This window comes from Sulfuricurvum sp. IAE1 (assembly GCF_004347735.1).
Taxonomy (GTDB): domain Bacteria; phylum Campylobacterota; class Campylobacteria; order Campylobacterales; family Sulfurimonadaceae; genus Sulfuricurvum.
The window spans coordinates 219,071-236,405 of the sequence record NZ_SLTI01000007.1 but is presented as its reverse complement, the minus strand read 5'-3'; the positions used below and the strand labels follow the sequence as shown (position 1 = coordinate 236,405).

General features: G+C 55.3%; 15 protein-coding genes. 9 read left to right on the top strand and 6 right to left on the bottom strand.

What is annotated here, in order from left to right:
• Nucleotides 1–35: 35 nt before the first annotated feature.
• The 9 genes from ileS (at nucleotide 36) to E0765_RS01710 (ending at nucleotide 9,944) form a co-directional block, all read left to right on the top strand.
• Nucleotides 36–2,810: an isoleucine--tRNA ligase gene (gene ileS / locus E0765_RS01745; protein WP_132811497.1), complete on the top strand. Its 2,775-nt coding sequence runs from the start codon at nucleotides 36–38 to the stop codon at nucleotides 2,808–2,810.
• On the top strand, nucleotides 2,807–2,932 hold the full coding sequence (locus E0765_RS12645) for a hypothetical protein (protein WP_255417811.1): 126 nt from the start codon (nucleotides 2,807–2,809) through the stop codon (nucleotides 2,930–2,932). Before ileS ends, E0765_RS12645 begins: the two co-directional genes overlap by 4 nt.
• The gene (gene gatA / locus E0765_RS01740) at nucleotides 2,929–4,269 is read left to right on the top strand and encodes an Asp-tRNA(Asn)/Glu-tRNA(Gln) amidotransferase subunit GatA (RefSeq protein ID WP_132811496.1); all 1,341 of its coding nucleotides are present in this window, start codon (nucleotides 2,929–2,931) and stop codon (nucleotides 4,267–4,269) included. Before E0765_RS12645 ends, gatA begins: the two co-directional genes overlap by 4 nt.
• A 5-nt stretch (nucleotides 4,270–4,274) precedes the next feature.
• Nucleotides 4,275–5,720: an IMP dehydrogenase gene (guaB, locus tag E0765_RS01735; protein ID WP_132811495.1), complete on the top strand. Its 1,446-nt coding sequence runs from the start codon at nucleotides 4,275–4,277 to the stop codon at nucleotides 5,718–5,720.
• Nucleotides 5,721–5,821: 101 nt separating this feature from the next.
• Complete coding sequence (locus tag E0765_RS01730; protein WP_132811494.1) at nucleotides 5,822–7,087, top strand: O-acetylhomoserine aminocarboxypropyltransferase/cysteine synthase family protein; 1,266 nt, start codon at nucleotides 5,822–5,824, stop codon at nucleotides 7,085–7,087.
• A gap of 8 nt (nucleotides 7,088–7,095) precedes the next feature.
• The gene (locus E0765_RS01725; RefSeq protein ID WP_132811493.1) at nucleotides 7,096–8,193 is read left to right on the top strand and encodes a homoserine O-acetyltransferase; all 1,098 of its coding nucleotides are present in this window, start codon (nucleotides 7,096–7,098) and stop codon (nucleotides 8,191–8,193) included.
• Nucleotides 8,190–8,384: an exodeoxyribonuclease VII small subunit gene (xseB, locus tag E0765_RS01720; RefSeq protein WP_132811492.1), complete on the top strand. Its 195-nt coding sequence runs from the start codon at nucleotides 8,190–8,192 to the stop codon at nucleotides 8,382–8,384. The genes E0765_RS01725 and xseB overlap by 4 nt, the downstream gene beginning before the upstream one ends.
• Complete coding sequence (locus E0765_RS01715; protein WP_132811491.1) at nucleotides 8,384–9,184, top strand: carbon-nitrogen hydrolase family protein; 801 nt, start codon at nucleotides 8,384–8,386, stop codon at nucleotides 9,182–9,184. Before xseB ends, E0765_RS01715 begins: the two co-directional genes overlap by 1 nt.
• A gap of 85 nt (nucleotides 9,185–9,269) precedes the next feature.
• Nucleotides 9,270–9,944, top strand: coding sequence for a HesA/MoeB/ThiF family protein (locus tag E0765_RS01710; protein WP_132811490.1), 675 nt, complete (start codon nucleotides 9,270–9,272; stop codon nucleotides 9,942–9,944).
• Nucleotides 9,945–9,999: 55 nt separating this feature from the next.
• Here the strand turns inward: E0765_RS01710 and E0765_RS01705 are convergent, their stop codons facing one another.
• The 6 genes from E0765_RS01705 to E0765_RS01680 form a co-directional block, all read right to left on the bottom strand.
• Complete coding sequence (locus E0765_RS01705) at nucleotides 10,000–10,542, bottom strand: c-type cytochrome (protein ID WP_132811489.1); 543 nt, start codon at nucleotides 10,540–10,542, stop codon at nucleotides 10,000–10,002.
• 124 nt (nucleotides 10,543–10,666) lie between these two features.
• Entirely contained in the window at nucleotides 10,667–10,849 is a 183-nt protein-coding gene (locus E0765_RS01700; protein WP_132811488.1) for a hypothetical protein, read from the bottom strand.
• Nucleotides 10,850–11,152: 303 nt separating this feature from the next.
• The gene (locus tag E0765_RS01695; RefSeq protein ID WP_165921621.1) at nucleotides 11,153–12,574 is read right to left on the bottom strand and encodes an efflux transporter outer membrane subunit; all 1,422 of its coding nucleotides are present in this window, start codon (nucleotides 12,572–12,574) and stop codon (nucleotides 11,153–11,155) included.
• Entirely contained in the window at nucleotides 12,567–15,698 is a 3,132-nt protein-coding gene (locus E0765_RS01690) for an efflux RND transporter permease subunit (RefSeq protein WP_132811486.1), read from the bottom strand. Before E0765_RS01690 ends, E0765_RS01695 begins: the two co-directional genes overlap by 8 nt.
• Nucleotides 15,699–15,700: 2 nt before the next feature.
• Nucleotides 15,701–16,831: an efflux RND transporter periplasmic adaptor subunit gene (locus E0765_RS01685; protein WP_132811485.1), complete on the bottom strand. Its 1,131-nt coding sequence runs from the start codon at nucleotides 16,829–16,831 to the stop codon at nucleotides 15,701–15,703.
• Nucleotides 16,828–17,289 carry a MarR family winged helix-turn-helix transcriptional regulator gene (locus E0765_RS01680; RefSeq protein ID WP_165921620.1) on the bottom strand — a complete coding sequence of 154 codons (462 nt, stop codon included), beginning with the start codon at nucleotides 17,287–17,289 and terminating at the stop codon, nucleotides 16,828–16,830. The genes E0765_RS01685 and E0765_RS01680 overlap by 4 nt, the downstream gene beginning before the upstream one ends.
• Nucleotides 17,290–17,335 lie beyond the last annotated feature (46 nt).

Here is a 17,335-nt window from a genome sequence, read left to right as displayed (position 1 = left end):
ACCACTTTTTATATGCTCATTATTAAGGGATCCGAATGGATTATAAAGATACCCTCCTACTGCCGCAGACCGAGTTTCCGATGCGCGGAAACCTGGTCCAAAACGAACCTGCGCGCTATGCCGCATGGATCGCCCAAGACGTCTACAACCGGATGAAAGCCAACCGAGCGGGTGCCCAGAGCTTTACGCTGCACGACGGCCCCCCCTATGCCAACGGCCATACCCACATCGGACACGCGCTGAACAAAATTCTCAAAGACATTATCGTCAAATACCATTATTTCAACGGCAAATCGGTCCGTTTTACGCCGGGCTGGGATTGCCACGGGCTGCCGATTGAACAGCAGGTCGAGAAAAAACTGGGCGGAAAACAGAAAAAAGAACAGCTCAGCACCGCCGAAGTGCGTCGTCTGTGCCGTGAGCACGCGAGCGAATTTATCGATATCCAGCGCGAGGAATTCAAGAAGCTCGGCGTCGTCGCCGACTGGGACAACCCTTACCTGACGATGGATTACAAATTCGAAGCCAACATCTACCGAACCCTGTGCGCGGTAGCGAAGAAAGGGTTACTGATCGAGCGTTCCAAACCGGTCTACTGGAGCTGGGCGGAGCGTACCGCTCTGGCCGAAGCCGAAGTGGAGTACGAGGAGAAAGAGGACTATTCGATTTACGTTGCGTTTGAACTTTCCGATGAAGCCAAAGTGCGCGCAGGGATTGAAGGCAGCGCCGCGATCGTCATCTGGACGACGACGCCATGGACCCTGCCGGCCAATACGGGGATCTCTTTGAACCCTGATGAAACATACGTCCGCACTTCCGACGGTTACATCGTGGCCGAGAAACGCTACGAAGCACTTATCGAAGAGGGTGTTTTCACCGGAACCGTCGTGCAGAAGATCGAGGCGAAAAAGTTTGAAAACCTTTATGCGATCAATCCGCTCAACGGTCGCGGATCACACATCGTGCTGGGCGAGCACGTATTGATGGACAACGGTTCGGGATGCGTCCACACCGCACCCGGGCACGGGGAGGACGACTATCGCGTAGGGCTTCGCTACAACCTCGAAGTGGTGATGCCGGTCGATGAGACGGGATGCTACGATCAGACCGTCGTTCGCGAAAAGCTTCTTCCGAATCCCGAAACGTTCGTCGGGATGCACATTTTCAAAGCGAACGAACCGATCATCGAACTGCTCGGCGACAAAGCGCTCAAAGTTAGCAAATTCCGCCACTCCTATCCGCACTGCTGGCGTTCGCACACGCCGCTCATTTACCGCGCGACGAAGCAGTGGTTCATCAGCGTCGACGGCACTCCTGATGGCGAGTCTAAAACGCTCCGCGAAATTGCCAAAGACGAAGTGGGCAAAACGGCCTTTTATCCCGAATCCGGACGCAACCGTTTGGGCTCGATGGTCGAAAACCGTCCCGACTGGTGTATCTCCCGTCAGCGAGACTGGGGGGTCCCCATCGCGTTCTTCCGCGTCAAGGCCACGGGAGAGGTGATCCTGGACGAAAAAGTATTGAACTTTATCGCGATGATTTTCGAGATGCACAGCACCGACGCGTGGTATTCGATGAGCATCGAAGAACTCCTCTACCCGGGTGCTCCGTACAAGCCCGAAGAGCTTGAAAAAGTGTCCGATATCCTCGACGTTTGGTTTGACAGCGGCTCGACGTGGAACGCGGTGCTCAAATCGCGCAACTACGATGCGGGAACGTATCCGGCAGACCTTTACATCGAAGGAAGCGACCAGCACCGCGGATGGTTCCAGAGTTCGCTCTTCCTGAGCGCGTCGGTCGAGCATGTCGCTCCCTACAAAGCGCTTCTCACCCACGGTTTCACGGTCGATGAGAAGGGGGAGAAGATGTCCAAATCCAAAGGCAACGTCGTTGCCCCCGAGAAGGTCCTGAGCCAGTACGGGAGCGAAATCCTCCGCCTGTGGGTCGCGATGAGCGACTACCAGGGGGATCTGAAGATTTCCGACAACATCCTCAAGCAGACGGCGGAACAGTACCGGAAACTGCGCAATACCTTCCGGATTATACTGGCCAATCTCGATGGACTTGAGGCAATCGTCCCCTACGGCGATATGGGCGAAATCGACAAGTGGATCGTCGCGAAAGCAAAAGCGGTATTCGACGAAACGCACCGTTTGTTCGGCGAGTACAATTTCGTCCACGGGATGAGCGGACTGAACTATTTTATCGTCAACGAGCTCAGCGGCATCTACATCGACATCACCAAAGACCGGATGTACTGTGACAACGCCGATTCTGCCGAACGCCGTTCATCGCAAAGCGCGATGGCGATCATCGCCCGCTCCATGCTGGGGCTGATTGCGCCGATCCTCACTTATACGGCCGACGAGATCTTCGAGCATGCCCCCGCGGTAATCAAAGGGGAAGCAAAAGATATTTTCGACATCGTATACGTTTCGATCGACCCGGTGGAAAGCACGTGGGACGAAACGTACATGAAAACGGTCCGTGAAAAACTCAACGAGATCGTTGACGCCCTCAAAAAAGAGAAGGTGATCAAAAATACCCTCGAACTGGTTGTTTCAAGCGTCGATCCGAAAGCCAAAACGATCAAGAAAAGCGATGCGGAAGAGTACCTTGTCATCTCCAAATGGTGCGCGTGCGTCCTCGATGACGTCAAAGCGACCTTTGAAGTCGAAGGGGAACTGTATAACGTAGCGTTGGCGACCAAAGCCAAATGCCCCCGCTGCTGGAAATACCACAGCCAGAACGAAGAGACGCTTTGTCCGCGGTGTACACAGGTGGTTTCAGGCTGGATGGTCGCCGAATGATCGACGTGACACAGCCGGTTCCGACGGCTTTTATCGCGGAAACGGTAGCGGTTATTTTCGCCGTCATCGGGGCGGGGATCTATATGGTACGAAAAGCAAAACGAACAAAGGAAGGTGAATGATCACACTCAAAGAGGCGTTAAAACTCTCCAAAGAGGAGATAGCGCAGCTAAAGTCGGAGCTTAAAGCGAAAATCGAGGCCAACAGTGACCTCAATGCCTACATCGACGTCCTTAACGTCGGAGAGGGGATCCCGATCGCGATCAAGGACAATATCCAGGTCAAAGGGTGGTCGGTGACAAGCGGCTCGAACATCCTCAAAGGATACGTTGCCCCCTATAACGCTACCGTGGTCGAGAAAATGCTCGACGCGGGGTTCAGCCCGTTCGGACGGACCAATATGGACGAATTCGCGATGGGATCGACCACGGAGAGCAGCTGTTACGGCAAAACCCTTAATCCCCTCAATCCCAGCCGGGTGCCGGGCGGAAGTTCGGGCGGTTCGGCGGCGGCGGTTGCCGCAGGTTTGGCCGTGGCCGCGCTGGGGAGCGATACGGGCGGATCGATCCGCCAGCCTGCGGCTTTTTGCGGTATCGTAGGGATGAAACCCACCTACGGGCGGGTCAGCCGTTACGGCCTGGGGGCGTATGCGAGTTCGCTCGATCAGATCGGGCCGATGACGCAGAACGTCGAAGACGCCGCGATTTTGTACGATATCATCCAGGGGTATGATCCCAAAGACTCGACCAGTGCCGAGCGTAACGACGGCAAAGTGAGCGACAAACTTGACGCCAGCGTCAAACTGACGGTTGCGATCGTCCCCGATTACGTCAAAGATGCATCCCCTGATGTCCGCAAAGCGTATGCCAAAGCGGTCGAAGCGCTCAAAAACGCGGGGCATACCGTTGTCGAAAAAAGCCTGATGGACCCCAAGTACGATATCTCGGCCTACTACATCACGGCGACTGCCGAAGCGACGACCAACCTGGCCCGTTACGACGGGATCCGCTACGGTAACCGCGTGGAAGGGGAGAACCTCAAAGACACCTTCCTCCAAACCCGCTCGCGCGGCTTCGGGCCCGAAGTACAGCGACGGATCATGCTCGGAAACTTCGTCCTCTCTTCGGGATACTACGACGCTTATTACGTCAAGGCGCAAAAAGTGCGGACTCTGATCCAAGAAGAGTATAATAAGCTTTTCGAAGAGGTCGATCTGATCCTTACTCCCGTCGCGCCACGGACGGCGTACGAGTTTGGGAGCTTAAGCGATCCGCTCGAGATGTATCTGAGCGATATTTACACCATTTCGGTCAACCTTGCCGGGCTACCGGCCATCTCCCTTCCGGTCGATACCGCCGGGGACGGGATGCCGGTCGGATTGCAGCTGATAGCCGCTCCGTATGCGGAGCAAACCCTGTTCAACGGGGCATTGAGCCTCGAAACAAAGCTTAAAGGATAAACCATATGAATATTCGTAAACGTGCCCTCACATTTGAAGATGTACTTCTTATTCCGAAATACTCCGAGGTTCTCCCCAAAGAGGTGAGTCTCAAAACGATGCTGACACGCAACATCCCCTTGAACATCCCGATGGTTTCCGCGGCGATGGATACGGTTACCGAGTATCGCGCGGCAATCGCGATGGCGCACCTGGGCGGAATCGGGATCATCCACAAAAACATGGATATCGAAACACAGGTCAAACAGGTCAAAAAAGTGAAAAAATCCGAAAGCGGAATCATCATTGACCCGATCTATGTTCTTCCCGATGCGACCCTCGCCGATGCGGAACAGTTGATGAGCGAATTCCGTATTTCCGGCGTTCCCGTCGTCGACGCCCACAACAAACTGCTCGGTATTTTGACCAATCGGGACATGCGTTTTGAAAAAGACCTCAAAAAGCAGGCCCATATGGTGATGACCCCGATGCCGCTGGTGACCGCCAAAGCGGGGATCACCCTCGAAGAGGCCGAGCAGATCATGCACAAAAACAAGATCGAAAAGCTCCCGATCATCGATGACGAGGGGTGCCTCAAAGGGCTGATCACGATCAAGGATATCAAGAAACGGATCGAATACCCTCACGCCAACAAAGACGATTTCGGACGCCTCCGTGTCGGTGCGGCCATCGGTGTCGGTCAGCTCGACCGTGCACGCGCCCTCGTCGATGCGGGAGTCGACGTGTTGGTTCTGGATTCGGCGCACGGCCATTCCAAAGGGATTATCGATACGGTCAAAGCGATCAAAAAAGAGATGGTGATCGACATCATCGCGGGCAACGTCGCGACGGCCGAAGCGACCGAAGCACTGATCGAAGCGGGAGTTGACGGCGTCAAAGTCGGCATCGGGCCCGGATCGATCTGTACGACCCGTATCGTCGCCGGCGTCGGCGTACCGCAGATTTCGGCAATTGATGAGTGCGCGAGCGCCGCACGCAAACACGGCGTCCCCGTCATCGCCGACGGCGGTATCCGTTATTCGGGTGATATCGCCAAAGCCCTCGCTGTGGGTGCAAGCGCCATCATGGCCGGATCGCTTCTGGCCGGAACCGAGGAATCTCCGGGAGATACGATCATGTATCAGGGTCGCCAGTACAAAGCGTACCGCGGTATGGGTTCCATCGGCGCAATGACCAAAGGTTCGACCGACCGTTATTTCCAGGAAGGGACCGCAGCCGATAAACTCGTCCCCGAAGGGATCGAAGGACGTGTTCCCTATCGCGGGACAATCGCCGCTGTCGTCCACCAGATGATGGGCGGTCTGCGTTCGTCGATGGGATACTGCGGAAGCGAAAGCATCCCTGTATTCTGGGAAAAAGCCGAATTCGTCGAGATCACGAGCGCCGGGCTTAAAGAATCGCACGTTCACGACGTTATCATCACGCAGGAAGCGCCGAACTACCACGTATAAGTAATTCCTATCGGTTTAATGGTAATTAAACCGTTTGGGAAACACGGGAAAAAAGACGGGTTGTGGATACAATTGCGCCAAACAACCACTAAAGGATGAATATGCAACTTCAAACCGATGCCATCCACGCCGGATACGACAAAGATACGCAGAGCACGATGGCCGTCCCCATTTACCAGACGACGGCGTACGAATTTCGTGACGTCGAGCACGCAGCCAATCTTTTTGCCCTCAAAGAACTGGGGAACATTTATACTCGGTTGAACAATCCGACGACCGACGTTTTTGAAAAACGTTTTGCCGCCCTCGAGGGAGGAGCGGCAGGTCTGGCCGCATCGAGCGGAATGGCCGCCATTTTTTACGCGATCGCCAACGCCGCCGAGGCAGGGGATAACATCGTCTGCGCCAAGCAGCTCTACGGCGGAACTCTGACCCAGGCGGCCCATACCCTTAAACGTTTCGGCATCCAGGCACGATTTTTCAATGTCCATAACCCCGAAGAGATCGAGGCGCTCGTCGATGGCAAAACCAAGGCGATCTTCTTTGAGACCCTCACCAACCCCAGTATCGACGTCGCCGATATCGGCGCGATCACGGCCATTGCGAAAAAACACGGGATCCTCACGATCGTCGACAATACCGTTGCTACCCCGGTACTGTGCCGTCCGCTGGAACACGGGGTCGACGTCGTCGTCCACAGTGCCAGCAAATATACGACGGGGCAGGGGCTTGCCATCGGCGGTATTATGGTTGAACGCCACGGTCTGCTGGATCTGATCAAAGGGAACGCTCGCTATCCGCAGTTTAACGAGCCGGATGAGAGTTACCACGGCCTCGTCTACGTCGACGTTCCGCTGCCCCTTTTTACATTGCGTGCGCGTCTCTCCCTGCTGCGCGATCTCGGCGCGGTAGTCTCTCCGTTCAACTCGTGGCTTTTTATCCAGGGGATCGAAACGCTCAGCCTTCGGATGCGCGAACATTCGCGCAACGCGCTGGCCGTTGCGGAATTCCTCGAAGCTCATCCGAAAGTGAAAAAGGTGAACTATCCGGGGCTCAAAAGCAACGCCAACTATGCCAACGCGCAGCGTTATTTCGATGGCGGAATGGCAAGCGGGCTGCTGAGCTTCGAGGTGGAGAGTTTCGAGGAAGCCAAAAAAATCGTGGATGCGACGGCGCTGTTCTCGCTTGTCGTCAATATCGGCGATTCCAAGTCGATCATCACCCATCCGGCATCGACGACCCATCAGCAGCTCTCGAACGAAGAATTGATCGCCTGCGGCGTCCCCTCGGGGTTGATTCGCCTGAGCATCGGCCTTGAAGACAGCCGGGATTTGATCAACGACCTCAAACAGGCATTGGACGCGTAAAGGAAGTTATGTTAAACCTGCAGATTCACAGCGAGCATTTTACCAACCCTCTTTATCTGGAGAGCGGAAGGATTCTCGAACCTTACGACATCGTTTACGAAACGTACGGAGAACTGAACGACGCGAAAGACAATGTCGTTGTGATAACGCATGCCCTTACCGGATCGCACCATGCGGCCGGTACTTACGAAGGGGATAACAAACCCGGGTGGTGGGACGGACTCATAGGCCCCGGCAAAGCGGTCGATACCGACCGTTTTTTCGTGATCTGTACCAACGTCATCGGCAGCTGCTTCGGCTCGACGGGCCCAATGTCACTGCGCTACCCTTATAATGAACCTTACCGTTACAAATTTCCCGTCATTACAATCTTGGATATGGTCAAAGCGCAGCGGATACTCTTCGACCGTCTGGGTATCCATCGGGTCCATGCGATCATCGGCGGATCGATGGGGGGGATGCAGGCGCTTGCGTTCGGTGTCTTTTTCCCCAACTTCGCTAAAAAGATCATCGCGATGGCGACCACCGCGGCGACCCAGCCCTGGGCGATCGCGTTTAACAAGGTGGCTCAGGAAGCGATTCTCAAGGATCCCGATTTCAAGAACGGTTATTACGATCCCGAAACGGTACGCGAAAACGGTCTTTCCGGAATGGCGATCGGTCGTATGGCGGGGCATATCAGTTTTCTGTCGCATCAGTCGATGACCAAAAAATTCGGGCGCGAATACCGCCGTAACGACGGATTGTTCGAGCTTTTCGGGAAATTTCAGATCGAGTCGTACCTCGAGTACAACGGCTACAATTTTACGAAATGGTTCGATCCGCTTTCGTATCTCTACATCACCAAAGCGATCAACATTTACGACCTTTCGCGCGGGTTTGATTCGATGGAACAGGCGTTGTCGAAGATCAATGCGGAACTTTATCTGGTGAGCTTCGCCAAAGACCTGTTGTTCCTCCCTGATGAAATGGAAGCGATCTATACGGCAATGAAGAAACAGGGTAAAACGAACGTCGATTATTATGCGGTCGATAGCGATTACGGCCATGACGCGTTTTTGGTCGAGATCGATAAAATCGACACTTACGTCAGGGAGGCACTATGAACGAAGAAGCCGGTTTCGAAACCAAGATCACCAAGGCCAAAGAGATCCTTGAGAAGCTGATGGACCCCGCATTGCCTATGAACGAGAGCATCAAGGCATACGAAGAGGGGATGAAAGAGCTCCAGTCGGCCCAGAAGATGCTCGAAGAAGCCGAATTGCAGATCCAAATCATCAAGAACCAGGAGCAATGATGCGCTGTGCCCTTTTGCAACTCCCCTCGATCGGAATGGGGAGCAACAAACTCGAAAACTACGCGCGGGTAGCGCATCAAAAAGGGGTCAAACTCGTTTTGATGGGGGAATACCTGCTCAACCCGTTTTTCAAAGAACTGATTCAGACACCTGTCTCGATGATCGCAGAACAAAGTGCCCATCAGATCGAGACCCTCAAATCGCTGGCCGAAAAATACGATCTCGTTTTTGTCGCCCCGATCGTCACCGTGAAGAAGAAAGAGTGCACGAAAACGATCGTTAAAGTAGGTCCCCGAAGCGTCACCTATTACCCGCAGCAGTTTTTGATCAACTATCCTCACTGGAACGAGGAAAAATTCTATAACAATCCTCTCGAAGCGGTCAAACCGCCGATGATTTTTGCGGTGGCCGGATTCAAATTTGCCGTGATGGGAGGATTCGAGACCCATTTCGACCCGATGTGGGAAGCCGTCGAGACCAAAAATATCGATGTCGTCCTCGTACCCAGCGCGTCGACGTTCGAATCGCACAACCGCTGGCGCGAACTGCTCAAAATGCGGGCGTTCACCCATAACTGCTACATTCTCCGCGCCAATCGCGTCGGGGAGTATTTCGACGAAAAACACGCCTGGAAATTTTACGGGGATTCGATGGTCGTCTCTCCCGAAGGGGAGATCGAAGCGGATCTGGGGAATACCGAAGAGCTCCTCATCGTCGATCTGGACCGCAAAGCGCTGAGCGAAGCGCGTAAAGGGTGGGGTTTCAAAGAAGCGCTCCGAAAACGAAACGCCCGCATCTGATTCCCGAGCCGACCGATACGAATTGGGAGGCTTTTAACGTAAACGATGGTACAGTAATCCAACCAGCGTAGCAGAGGAGTTTCATATGATGCACTATTTCCACCGCCAGGTACAGCTCTGGGGCGAAGAGACGCAGCGCAGCCTTCAGAGCAAACGGATTGCCGTGATCGGAAGCGGAGGGCTCGGGTCATCGCTGGCGTTTGCACTGGGGGCCTCGGGGATCGGGGAAATCCACATGATCGATTTCGATACGGTCAGCCTTCACAACATCCATCGTCAGATCGCTTTTAAAACGGGTGATGAAGGGAAGAACAAGGCCGAGGTGGCGTGTGCCCTCATCGAATCGCGTTGCCCCTACGTCAAAGCGGTTCCCCATTCCTGCCGTTTCGAAGAGTTTGCGGAAAAAGGGATCGAGGTGGATCTCATCGTCGATGCGACCGACAATCTGCCGACACGGGGAATGATCAATACCTACGCGAAGGCCAAAGGGCTGCCGTGGGTTTACGGTTCGGTAGAAGCGTTTAACGGGCAGGTCTGTTTTTTCGACCAGGCCTCTTTCAATGAACTGTTTAAAATCACCCAGAAGACCCCTGCGGGGATCGCCGCCCCGATTGTGATGCACATCGCATCGCTGCAGGCGAATCTGGCGCTGCGTTATCTTGCCGGGCTGAGTGTCAAAAAAGATTTTCTTTATTACCTCTTTTTTAATGAGGAAGGAGAACTGGTAACGCAGAAATTTGCGTTGCCGAAGAGTCTATAAGAATTTGCGCTTTTGTTCGTATATCCCGAGGTTATACCCTCGGAATAGGTCGTCATCAAAGGCTTGAGATGTGTTTGCCGAGCGCATCGATCTGTGCGTCGTCAAGCCCTTTGACCTGTCCTTGCATCAATGCTTTCATCTCTTTACCGTACGTCCCCGCCTGATACCCTTTGAGTGCCTCTTTGACCTGCTGTGCACTCCATCCCGCGATTACCTGCGATTTTCCCAGTGCCGGTTTTTCGGCTTTTGTGCCGTGGCACGTAGCGCATTTCTGGCCGAACAGCGCACCGCCGTCCACGGCTACGGAAGTTGGAGCTTTTGCTGGCGCGGGCGCGGCCGTTTTTGCAGGAGCAGGCGCTTTGGCAACGGGTTCCGCGGCTTTCGGCTCAGGTTGCGGTTTGCTTGCCGGTGCCGGAACGGCAACCGGGCTCGCAACCTCGGCAGCCGTTTGGCCGACAGAGCTCTGATTGGTTTCGGAGACGTTTGCTTCCGTCGTTACGTTGGTTTCGCCGGGTACGGCAGAAGCATTTTCGGTCTGGGCTGAATCACCGCATCCGATCAACAACAGGGAACAGGCAATGGCGGCAAGGTATTTCATAACGGATCTCCTAACGGTAAAGTATTAGGATATTGTACGGTGTTTAGTTTGAATGAAGTTTAAACAAAGAAAGAAGAGGAGAGAATTTCGCACCGAAGTGCGAAATAAGCGAGTAAGTAAAAACTTACTGAGCAGCAGTAGCGTTAGCTTCTGTAGCGTTAGCTTCAGTAGCGTTAGCTTCTTCCATTACTGGTGCTTCTTCAGTAACGTTAGCTTCAACAGTAGCGTTTGCCTCTTCAACAGGGGCAGATTCGCTACATCCGATGAACATAGCAGCAAGCAACAAAGCAGAAAAGAATTTCAACATGGTAAGGCTCCTTAAAAATTTATGGCGGAAGTATATCACTACCTCCCCCATGCTTGTCAAGAGGTTTTGACAATTTTTTGAAATTTCTTTTTTGAACTCCCTGAAATAGGGCTTTTCAAGGCATCACATTTTTTTCAAAAAAAGGGTTGACCGGTTCAAAACGTGAACTTCCAGAGAGGGAAAAAAACCGTTTTTTTGCCCTTTTTCGGCTTTTGTTTACTTTTTATTATCTTTTCGATGGCATTTCGGGAAGAGAAAAATAGCGCAGATCCGCACCCCGAAGGGTGCAAAAGGGATGAAATATTATCGTCCCGAAGGGTAGTAGTCGAGGGTGAGCGGAGAGATTTTTTCATCCCATCCGCCTCCCAGGGTTTTATAGAGATTGGCGGCGGCGGTCAGGCCGTTTTGTTTGGCGACCAGATAACTTTGGCGTGCGCTCAGCCACTGCTGCTGGACGATCAACATTTCCGAGTAGGAAATGCTTCCTACCTGATAACGGAGTTTGGCCTGTTTGAGCGCGCGTGCGATCGCCTCGGAGCGTTTGTGCTGGTAGGCGATCTGTTCGGCCGCCTTGGCGTTTTGCCCCAGGGCGCTGTCGGTGTCGTTGAACGCGCTGATCACCGTCTTGCGATACGTTGAGAGCGTGGCATTGTATTCGGCTTCGGCGGTTTTGATCTCTCCGGCGATACGGCCGGCGCTAAAGAGCGGTACCGATACCGACGGGGCGATTTCCCACAGTTTGGTGGGATTGGCGACGAAATCGCTCAGTTCCAGGCTCTGTACTCCCAGCATTCCCGTCAGTTTGAAACTGGGGAAATAGGCTGCTTTGGCAATGCCGATCTGGGCATTGGCGGCGACGAGGTCCTGTTCGGCCGAGGCGACGTCGGGGCGCCGTGCAAGGAGAGTGCTCGGGATCGCGGCGGGAACGGAGGGGAGGGCGATCGATTCCAATGCCGCGGTTTGGACCCCCTGGGGATTGCGCCCCAGCAAAACGTTGAATACCGCTTCTTCGGCGATTTTAGAGGCTTCAAGCTGCGAAAGAGTCGCCTTGGCGCTTTCGTATTCCGATTCGGCCTGCAGATAGCTGCTTTCATCGATCACGCCGTGGCGGTATTTGAGCCCCGTCATGTCGTAAAGCTCGCGGCTGATCGAGAGGTTTTCCTTCGCCAGCTCGATCTGGCTGCGCAGCGACGCAAGTTTGAAATACGACGCCGCGACGGCGGTGGCGACCGAGAGGCTCAGCGTTTCCTTGGCGTAAACGCTGGAGAGCAAAAGGGCCCGTGCCGCTTCGTTGGCGCGCCGGACTTTGCCGAAAAGGTCGATTTCGTAGCTCGCCAGCGAGAGCGACGCGGCATAGGTAGAGCTTACCCCTTCGCGCAGGTTTGGCCCCGTAGCGTCGTAGACCCCTTTGCGGGTTAGCGAACCGTTGCCGTTGATTTGCGGGTAGAGGTACGACTTGGCCTGATCGAATTTTCCCAGCAGCGCATCGACGCGTGCCTGGGATGCGTGCAGGTCGTAGTTGGCCCGCAGGGAGGTTTCGACCGCTTCGCTGAGTTTGGGGTCGTTGAAACCCTTCCACCATTGCGTCTGCACGGATGCGGTGCCGTTGGTATCGCGGAATGCTTCGGGAGCGGACATGGGAGGTTTGACGTAATCGGGACCGATGGTGCACCCTCCCAGCAGCAAGGAGAGGGCCAGCGAGCCGTAGGCGATCTGTTTATTCATGGGATACCCCTTTGCGCGCATTGAATTTTTCGTGTGCCGTCGCCACCCAGTAATAGAGGAACGGGATGAAGTAACGTTCAATGAACGTCGCGGCCATCATACCGCCGAACATCGCCACCCCGATCGAGAACCGTCCCGCGGCACCCGCACCGGAGCTGAAGATGAGCGGAAGCATCCCGGCGAGGAACGCAAAGGAGGTCATCATCATCGGACGGTAACGCAGGCGTGCCGCTTCCATCGTGGCGTCGTAAATGCTTTTGCCCATCTGGCGCTGCTCTTCGGCGAATTCGACGACGAGGATCGCGTTTTTCGCCGAGAGGGCAATCAGGGTGAGCAGTCCGATCTGGAAATAGACGTTGTTGTTCAGCCACGGAATGACCCAGACGACCGCGTACGCCCCCATGATTCCGTAGGGAACGGCGAGCATGATCGAGATCGGCAGAACCCAGCGCTCGTAGAGTGCCGCGAGGATCAGGTAGACCATCACCAGTGCGAACGCGACAATGATGAAGGCCTTGGAACCGACCAGTTTTTCCTGTAGATACAGCCCTTCCCAGTCGTAGCTGGCGGTTACGGGCAACACGGTGTCGGCTTTGTGCTCGATCGTTTTGATGATGTCCCCGGAACTGTAGCCCGGTGAGGGTGAGCCCATGATGGTGGTACTGAGTACACCGTTAAAGTGTTCGATCGACGAAGGCGCGCTCGACATTTTGACCGTCACGACGCTCGAGAGCGGGACGAGCATCCCGCTGCTCGAGCGGACCCATGCGCGACCGATGTCTTCGGGGGTGGCCCGATAGGAACTGTCTGATTGCATCTGTACCCAGTAGGTTTTGCCGTTACGGTCGAACTGGTTGACGTACATCGTTCCGATCGTCGCCTGAAGCGTTCCGAAGACGTCATTGATCGAGAGCCCCAGCGATTTGGCTTTTTCGCGGTCCACTTCGACCGAGAGGGTGGGGGTGTTGACGTTCATCGTCGTAAAGGGCATCTTGATCCCCGGTTCGGCCCTCAGGGTATTGACGAATTCGTTGGTTGCGGCGGCATGGCGGCTGACGTTGTTGTCGCCCGGCTGCAGCAGCCGGAGGCTGAACATATCCGACGCTCCCATCCCCCGAATCGGCGGAGGGGGCATCGCGAACACTTTGGCCTCCTGAATGGCACCCAGCTTGGGTCCCAGCGCGTTGAGAATGCCGAAAACCGAGAGCTCTTTACCCGGACGCTCATCCCACGATTTGAGCCGGGTAAAGACGACGGCCGAATTGGGCTCCTGCGAAAAGGTGAGGATGTTGAGCCCCGTGATGGCCGTGTATTTGTAGACCCCCTCTTGCTGCGCCAAAATCCCTTCGACCTGTTTGACCACTTCGAGGGTACGGTTGGCCGTCGCCCCTTCGGGAAGATTGACGCTGGTAATGAAGTACCCCTGGTCTTCCATCGGCAAAAAGGCGGTCGGAAGGGTTTTATGGAAATAGGCGATGAACCCGTACGTGGTGAGGTAAATCACCCCGAAAATCGCCGCTTTGCGGATCATGAACGCCGAACGGCGGACGTACCCTTCGGTCATGCGTCCGAACGCGCGGTTAAACCAGCGGAAGAAAGCGGCCGGTTCCTTGTCATGGTATTTCAGGATCTGCGCCCCGATCGCCGGAGCAAAGGTCAGCGCCATGAAGCCCGAGAAAACGACCGAGATCGCGATGGTCGCGGCAAACTGTTTGTAGAGCTGTCCGGTCATCCCTCCCAGGAAGGTCGCAGGGATAAACACCGCACACATAACCAGAACGATCGCGATGACGGGTCCGGAAATCTGCATCATCGCCTTGATCGCCGCTTCGCGCGGGGATATTTTTTCGGTCTGGAGTATCCGTTCCATATTCTCGACAACGACGATGGCATCGTCGACGACGATCCCGATCGCCAGTACCAGCCCGAACAGGGTGAGGGTATTGATCGAATAGCCCAGCAGGTACATCCCGATGAAAGCTCCCGTCAGCGAGATCGGGATCGAAAGGATCGGGATCATCGCCGCACGGGTGCTTTGCAAGAACAGGTAGATGACGAGGCTGACGAGGATGATCCCCTCGATCAGCGTTTTGACTACCTCGTCGATCGAAATCTGAACGAAATCGGTCGTATTGTAGGGGATGTCGTAGGTGATGCCGGCGGGGAATTTTTTGGCCAGTTTTTCCATTTTCGCTTCGACCGCCGCGGAGGTGTCGAGGGCATTGGCGTTGACGTCGGCGAAAATCCCGATCATGGCGGCCGGTTTGCCGTTCACCCGTCCGAAAAATTCGTAATTCTGCGCTCCGAGTTCGACCCGTGCGACGTCACGCAGCCGGATCATCGACCCGTCGTTTTTGGCCCGTATGATGATATTGGCAAACTCTTCGGGGGTAGAGAACCGCCCTTTTGAGGTGAGCTGCATCGTCCACATCTGCTCGTCCGCCGTGGGCGACTGCCCCAGCCGCCCCGGAGAGACCTGGAGGTTCTGGTCACGGATCGCGGCGGCGATTTCGGCGGCGCTGACCCCCAAAGAAGCCATTTTGTCGGGATTGAGCCAGATGCGCATGGCGTAATCGCGCTGTCCGAAGATCTGGCTGCGTCCCGCACCGGGGATCTTTTTGATCTCGTCGAGGAGATTGGAGGAGATGTAGTTGCTGATCTGGGTCGAATCGTAGCTGCCATCGGGCGAAGTGATCGCCACGATCAGCAGAATATCGGACGTCCGTTTTTCGACGGTTACACCCAGGTCGCGGGTGGTTTGCGGCAGCTGGGCGAGGACGGAGTTAATCCGGTTTTGGACGTCGACGGCCGCCATGTCCTGGTTGACGCCGATGTTGAACGTACACGTAATGGTCCCCGTTCCGGGCAATGCCGCGGCTTTGGAGGACATGTACATAAGCCCGTCAGCCCCGGCGATCTGTGATTCGAGGGGGGTGAGGATGTTGTTTGCGATCGTTTCGGCGTCGGCCCCGGGGTATTTGGCCGTAACGACGACGGTCGGAGGGGTTAGATTGGGCAGCTGCGAGATCGGCAGGCTCTTGATCGCCGCAAATCCCAGCAGCATGATGATGATACCGATGACGACGGAGAGGACCGGCCGGTTGATAAAGTATTTGGAAAACATATTTATTTACCGTTCGGAATCACTTCCGCCCCCGGTTTGAGTTTGGGGAGGGCGTCGGCGGCAATTTTCTCATTGCCCCGGAGGCCTCCCTGGATGACGATGTTTTCGCCGATCCACGCACCGACGGTGACGGGGCGCGGAGAAACCGTGTTGTTGGCTTCGACGACGTAGACGAATTTCCCTTTTTCCCCGGTCAGGACCGTTTTTTGGGGGAGGTAATGGGCATCTTTCCACTCCATCCCTTTGACTTTGACCTTGACGAACTGTCCGGGGAGCAATTTATGATCGCCGTTGTCGACGACGGCCCGGTAGAGAATGCTTCCCGTCGTCGAATCGACAAACGGCGCGACGAAATCGATGGTCCCCGTTCGCGAGAGGGTCGAGCCGTCGGCGAGAACGAGTTCGATTTGGTATTTGCCGTCTTGGGGAGGGATCAGTTTCCCCGAAGCGATGGCATTTTGGTGGGCGATTTTCTGGTTTTCGCTGAAGGTGAAATTGACGTAGATGGGATCGTTTTGGTACATCGTCGTCAGCAGCCCGTTCGCCCCCGCCGCGACGTAGGTACCGACGTCAACTTTGCGTTTGTCGACAAAACCGCTGATAGGGGCTTTGACGGTAGTGTAGCTCAGGTTCAGGCGGGCCTGTTCCAAAGAGGCTTTCGCAGCCGCTACGGCCGCGGCGGTGTTGCGCTCGTTCGCGGTCGCGGTGTCGAGTTCCTGGCGGCTGGCGGCATTGGCTTCGGCAAGAGGCTTGATCCGGTTCAGCACCGCTTTGGCGTTCGTATGGTTCGCGACAGCGAGATCGTAGGAGGCTTTCGCGCTGTCCAGAGCGTTTTTGAGGTCGCTGGGGTCGATCGTGAAGAGGGTCGTCCCTTTGGCGACGTAAGCGCCTTCGTCATAGTGGCGTTTGGCGAGGTAGCCGTTGACGCGGGCGTAGATCTGGACGGTGTTGTACGCTTCGGTTTTTCCGGTCGCTTCGAGAACGGCGGGGAAATTGCCCGTTTTGACCTGGGTGGTGGTCACGGGAACGGGTCCTTGCGGAGGGGGCTGCATCCCAGCGGCTTTGGGGCGTTCGCACCCGCTGATGGCCAAAACGGCGGCCAGGGATAGAGTCATGAGTGTCAGGCGTTTCATTCGGATTCCTTTGACGGATAATGGAGTAGGTGGCACATTTTTTTGAGGACTCGCAGTGTCGCGGCGAGTTCTTCGGGGTCGAATTCGCGGTGGATCGCTTCGTTGGCGGCGTTGAGAATCTCCATCGTCGGTTTTTCGAGGGCGATTCCCTGCGGCGTCAGGGTCACGAGGTTGCACCGTTTATCATTTTCGTCGGTCGCACGGGTGATGAGGGAGCGTTTTTCGAGTCCCGCGATCAGGCGCGTGATGCTGGTTTTGTCTTTTCCGACGAAATCGGCGATCGCCTGCTGGGTCGAAACTTTCTCTTTCCACAATACGACCATCACCTTGAACTGTTCGATAGTTATATCGATCCCGTGTTCTTCGAGCCGTCGTGTCAGGTAGTTGCGGGCCGCATGCGCCGCGTGGTTGGTGAGGCAGCCGAGCGATTCGTCGATAGGGCATTCGCAGCGGTTCAAAGCGTCCTCCTTCGGAAATCTATTTAGTTGCATATTCAACTAATCG

What these genes read in the sequence shown, in the direction of transcription:
- ileS (WP_132811497.1), top strand. Translation starts at nt 36, where the DNA reads ATGGATTATAAAGATACCCTCCTACTGCCGCAGACCGAGTTTCCGATG.
- E0765_RS12645 (WP_255417811.1), top strand. Translation starts at nt 2,807, where the DNA reads ATGATCGACGTGACACAGCCGGTTCCGACGGCTTTTATCGCGGAAACG.
- gatA (WP_132811496.1), top strand. Translation starts at nt 2,929, where the DNA reads ATGATCACACTCAAAGAGGCGTTAAAACTCTCCAAAGAGGAGATAGCG.
- guaB (WP_132811495.1), top strand. Translation starts at nt 4,275, where the DNA reads ATGAATATTCGTAAACGTGCCCTCACATTTGAAGATGTACTTCTTATT.
- E0765_RS01730 (WP_132811494.1), top strand. Translation starts at nt 5,822, where the DNA reads ATGCAACTTCAAACCGATGCCATCCACGCCGGATACGACAAAGATACG.
- E0765_RS01725 (WP_132811493.1), top strand. Translation starts at nt 7,096, where the DNA reads ATGTTAAACCTGCAGATTCACAGCGAGCATTTTACCAACCCTCTTTAT.
- xseB (WP_132811492.1), top strand. Translation starts at nt 8,190, where the DNA reads ATGAACGAAGAAGCCGGTTTCGAAACCAAGATCACCAAGGCCAAAGAG.
- E0765_RS01715 (WP_132811491.1), top strand. Translation starts at nt 8,384, where the DNA reads ATGCGCTGTGCCCTTTTGCAACTCCCCTCGATCGGAATGGGGAGCAAC.
- E0765_RS01710 (WP_132811490.1), top strand. Translation starts at nt 9,270, where the DNA reads ATGATGCACTATTTCCACCGCCAGGTACAGCTCTGGGGCGAAGAGACG.
- E0765_RS01705 (WP_132811489.1), bottom strand. Translation starts at nt 10,542, where the DNA reads ATGAAATACCTTGCCGCCATTGCCTGTTCCCTGTTGTTGATCGGATGC.
- E0765_RS01700 (WP_132811488.1), bottom strand. Translation starts at nt 10,849, where the DNA reads ATGTTGAAATTCTTTTCTGCTTTGTTGCTTGCTGCTATGTTCATCGGA.
- E0765_RS01695 (WP_165921621.1), bottom strand. Translation starts at nt 12,574, where the DNA reads ATGAATAAACAGATCGCCTACGGCTCGCTGGCCCTCTCCTTGCTGCTG.
- E0765_RS01690 (WP_132811486.1), bottom strand. Translation starts at nt 15,698, where the DNA reads ATGTTTTCCAAATACTTTATCAACCGGCCGGTCCTCTCCGTCGTCATC.
- E0765_RS01685 (WP_132811485.1), bottom strand. Translation starts at nt 16,831, where the DNA reads ATGAAACGCCTGACACTCATGACTCTATCCCTGGCCGCCGTTTTGGCC.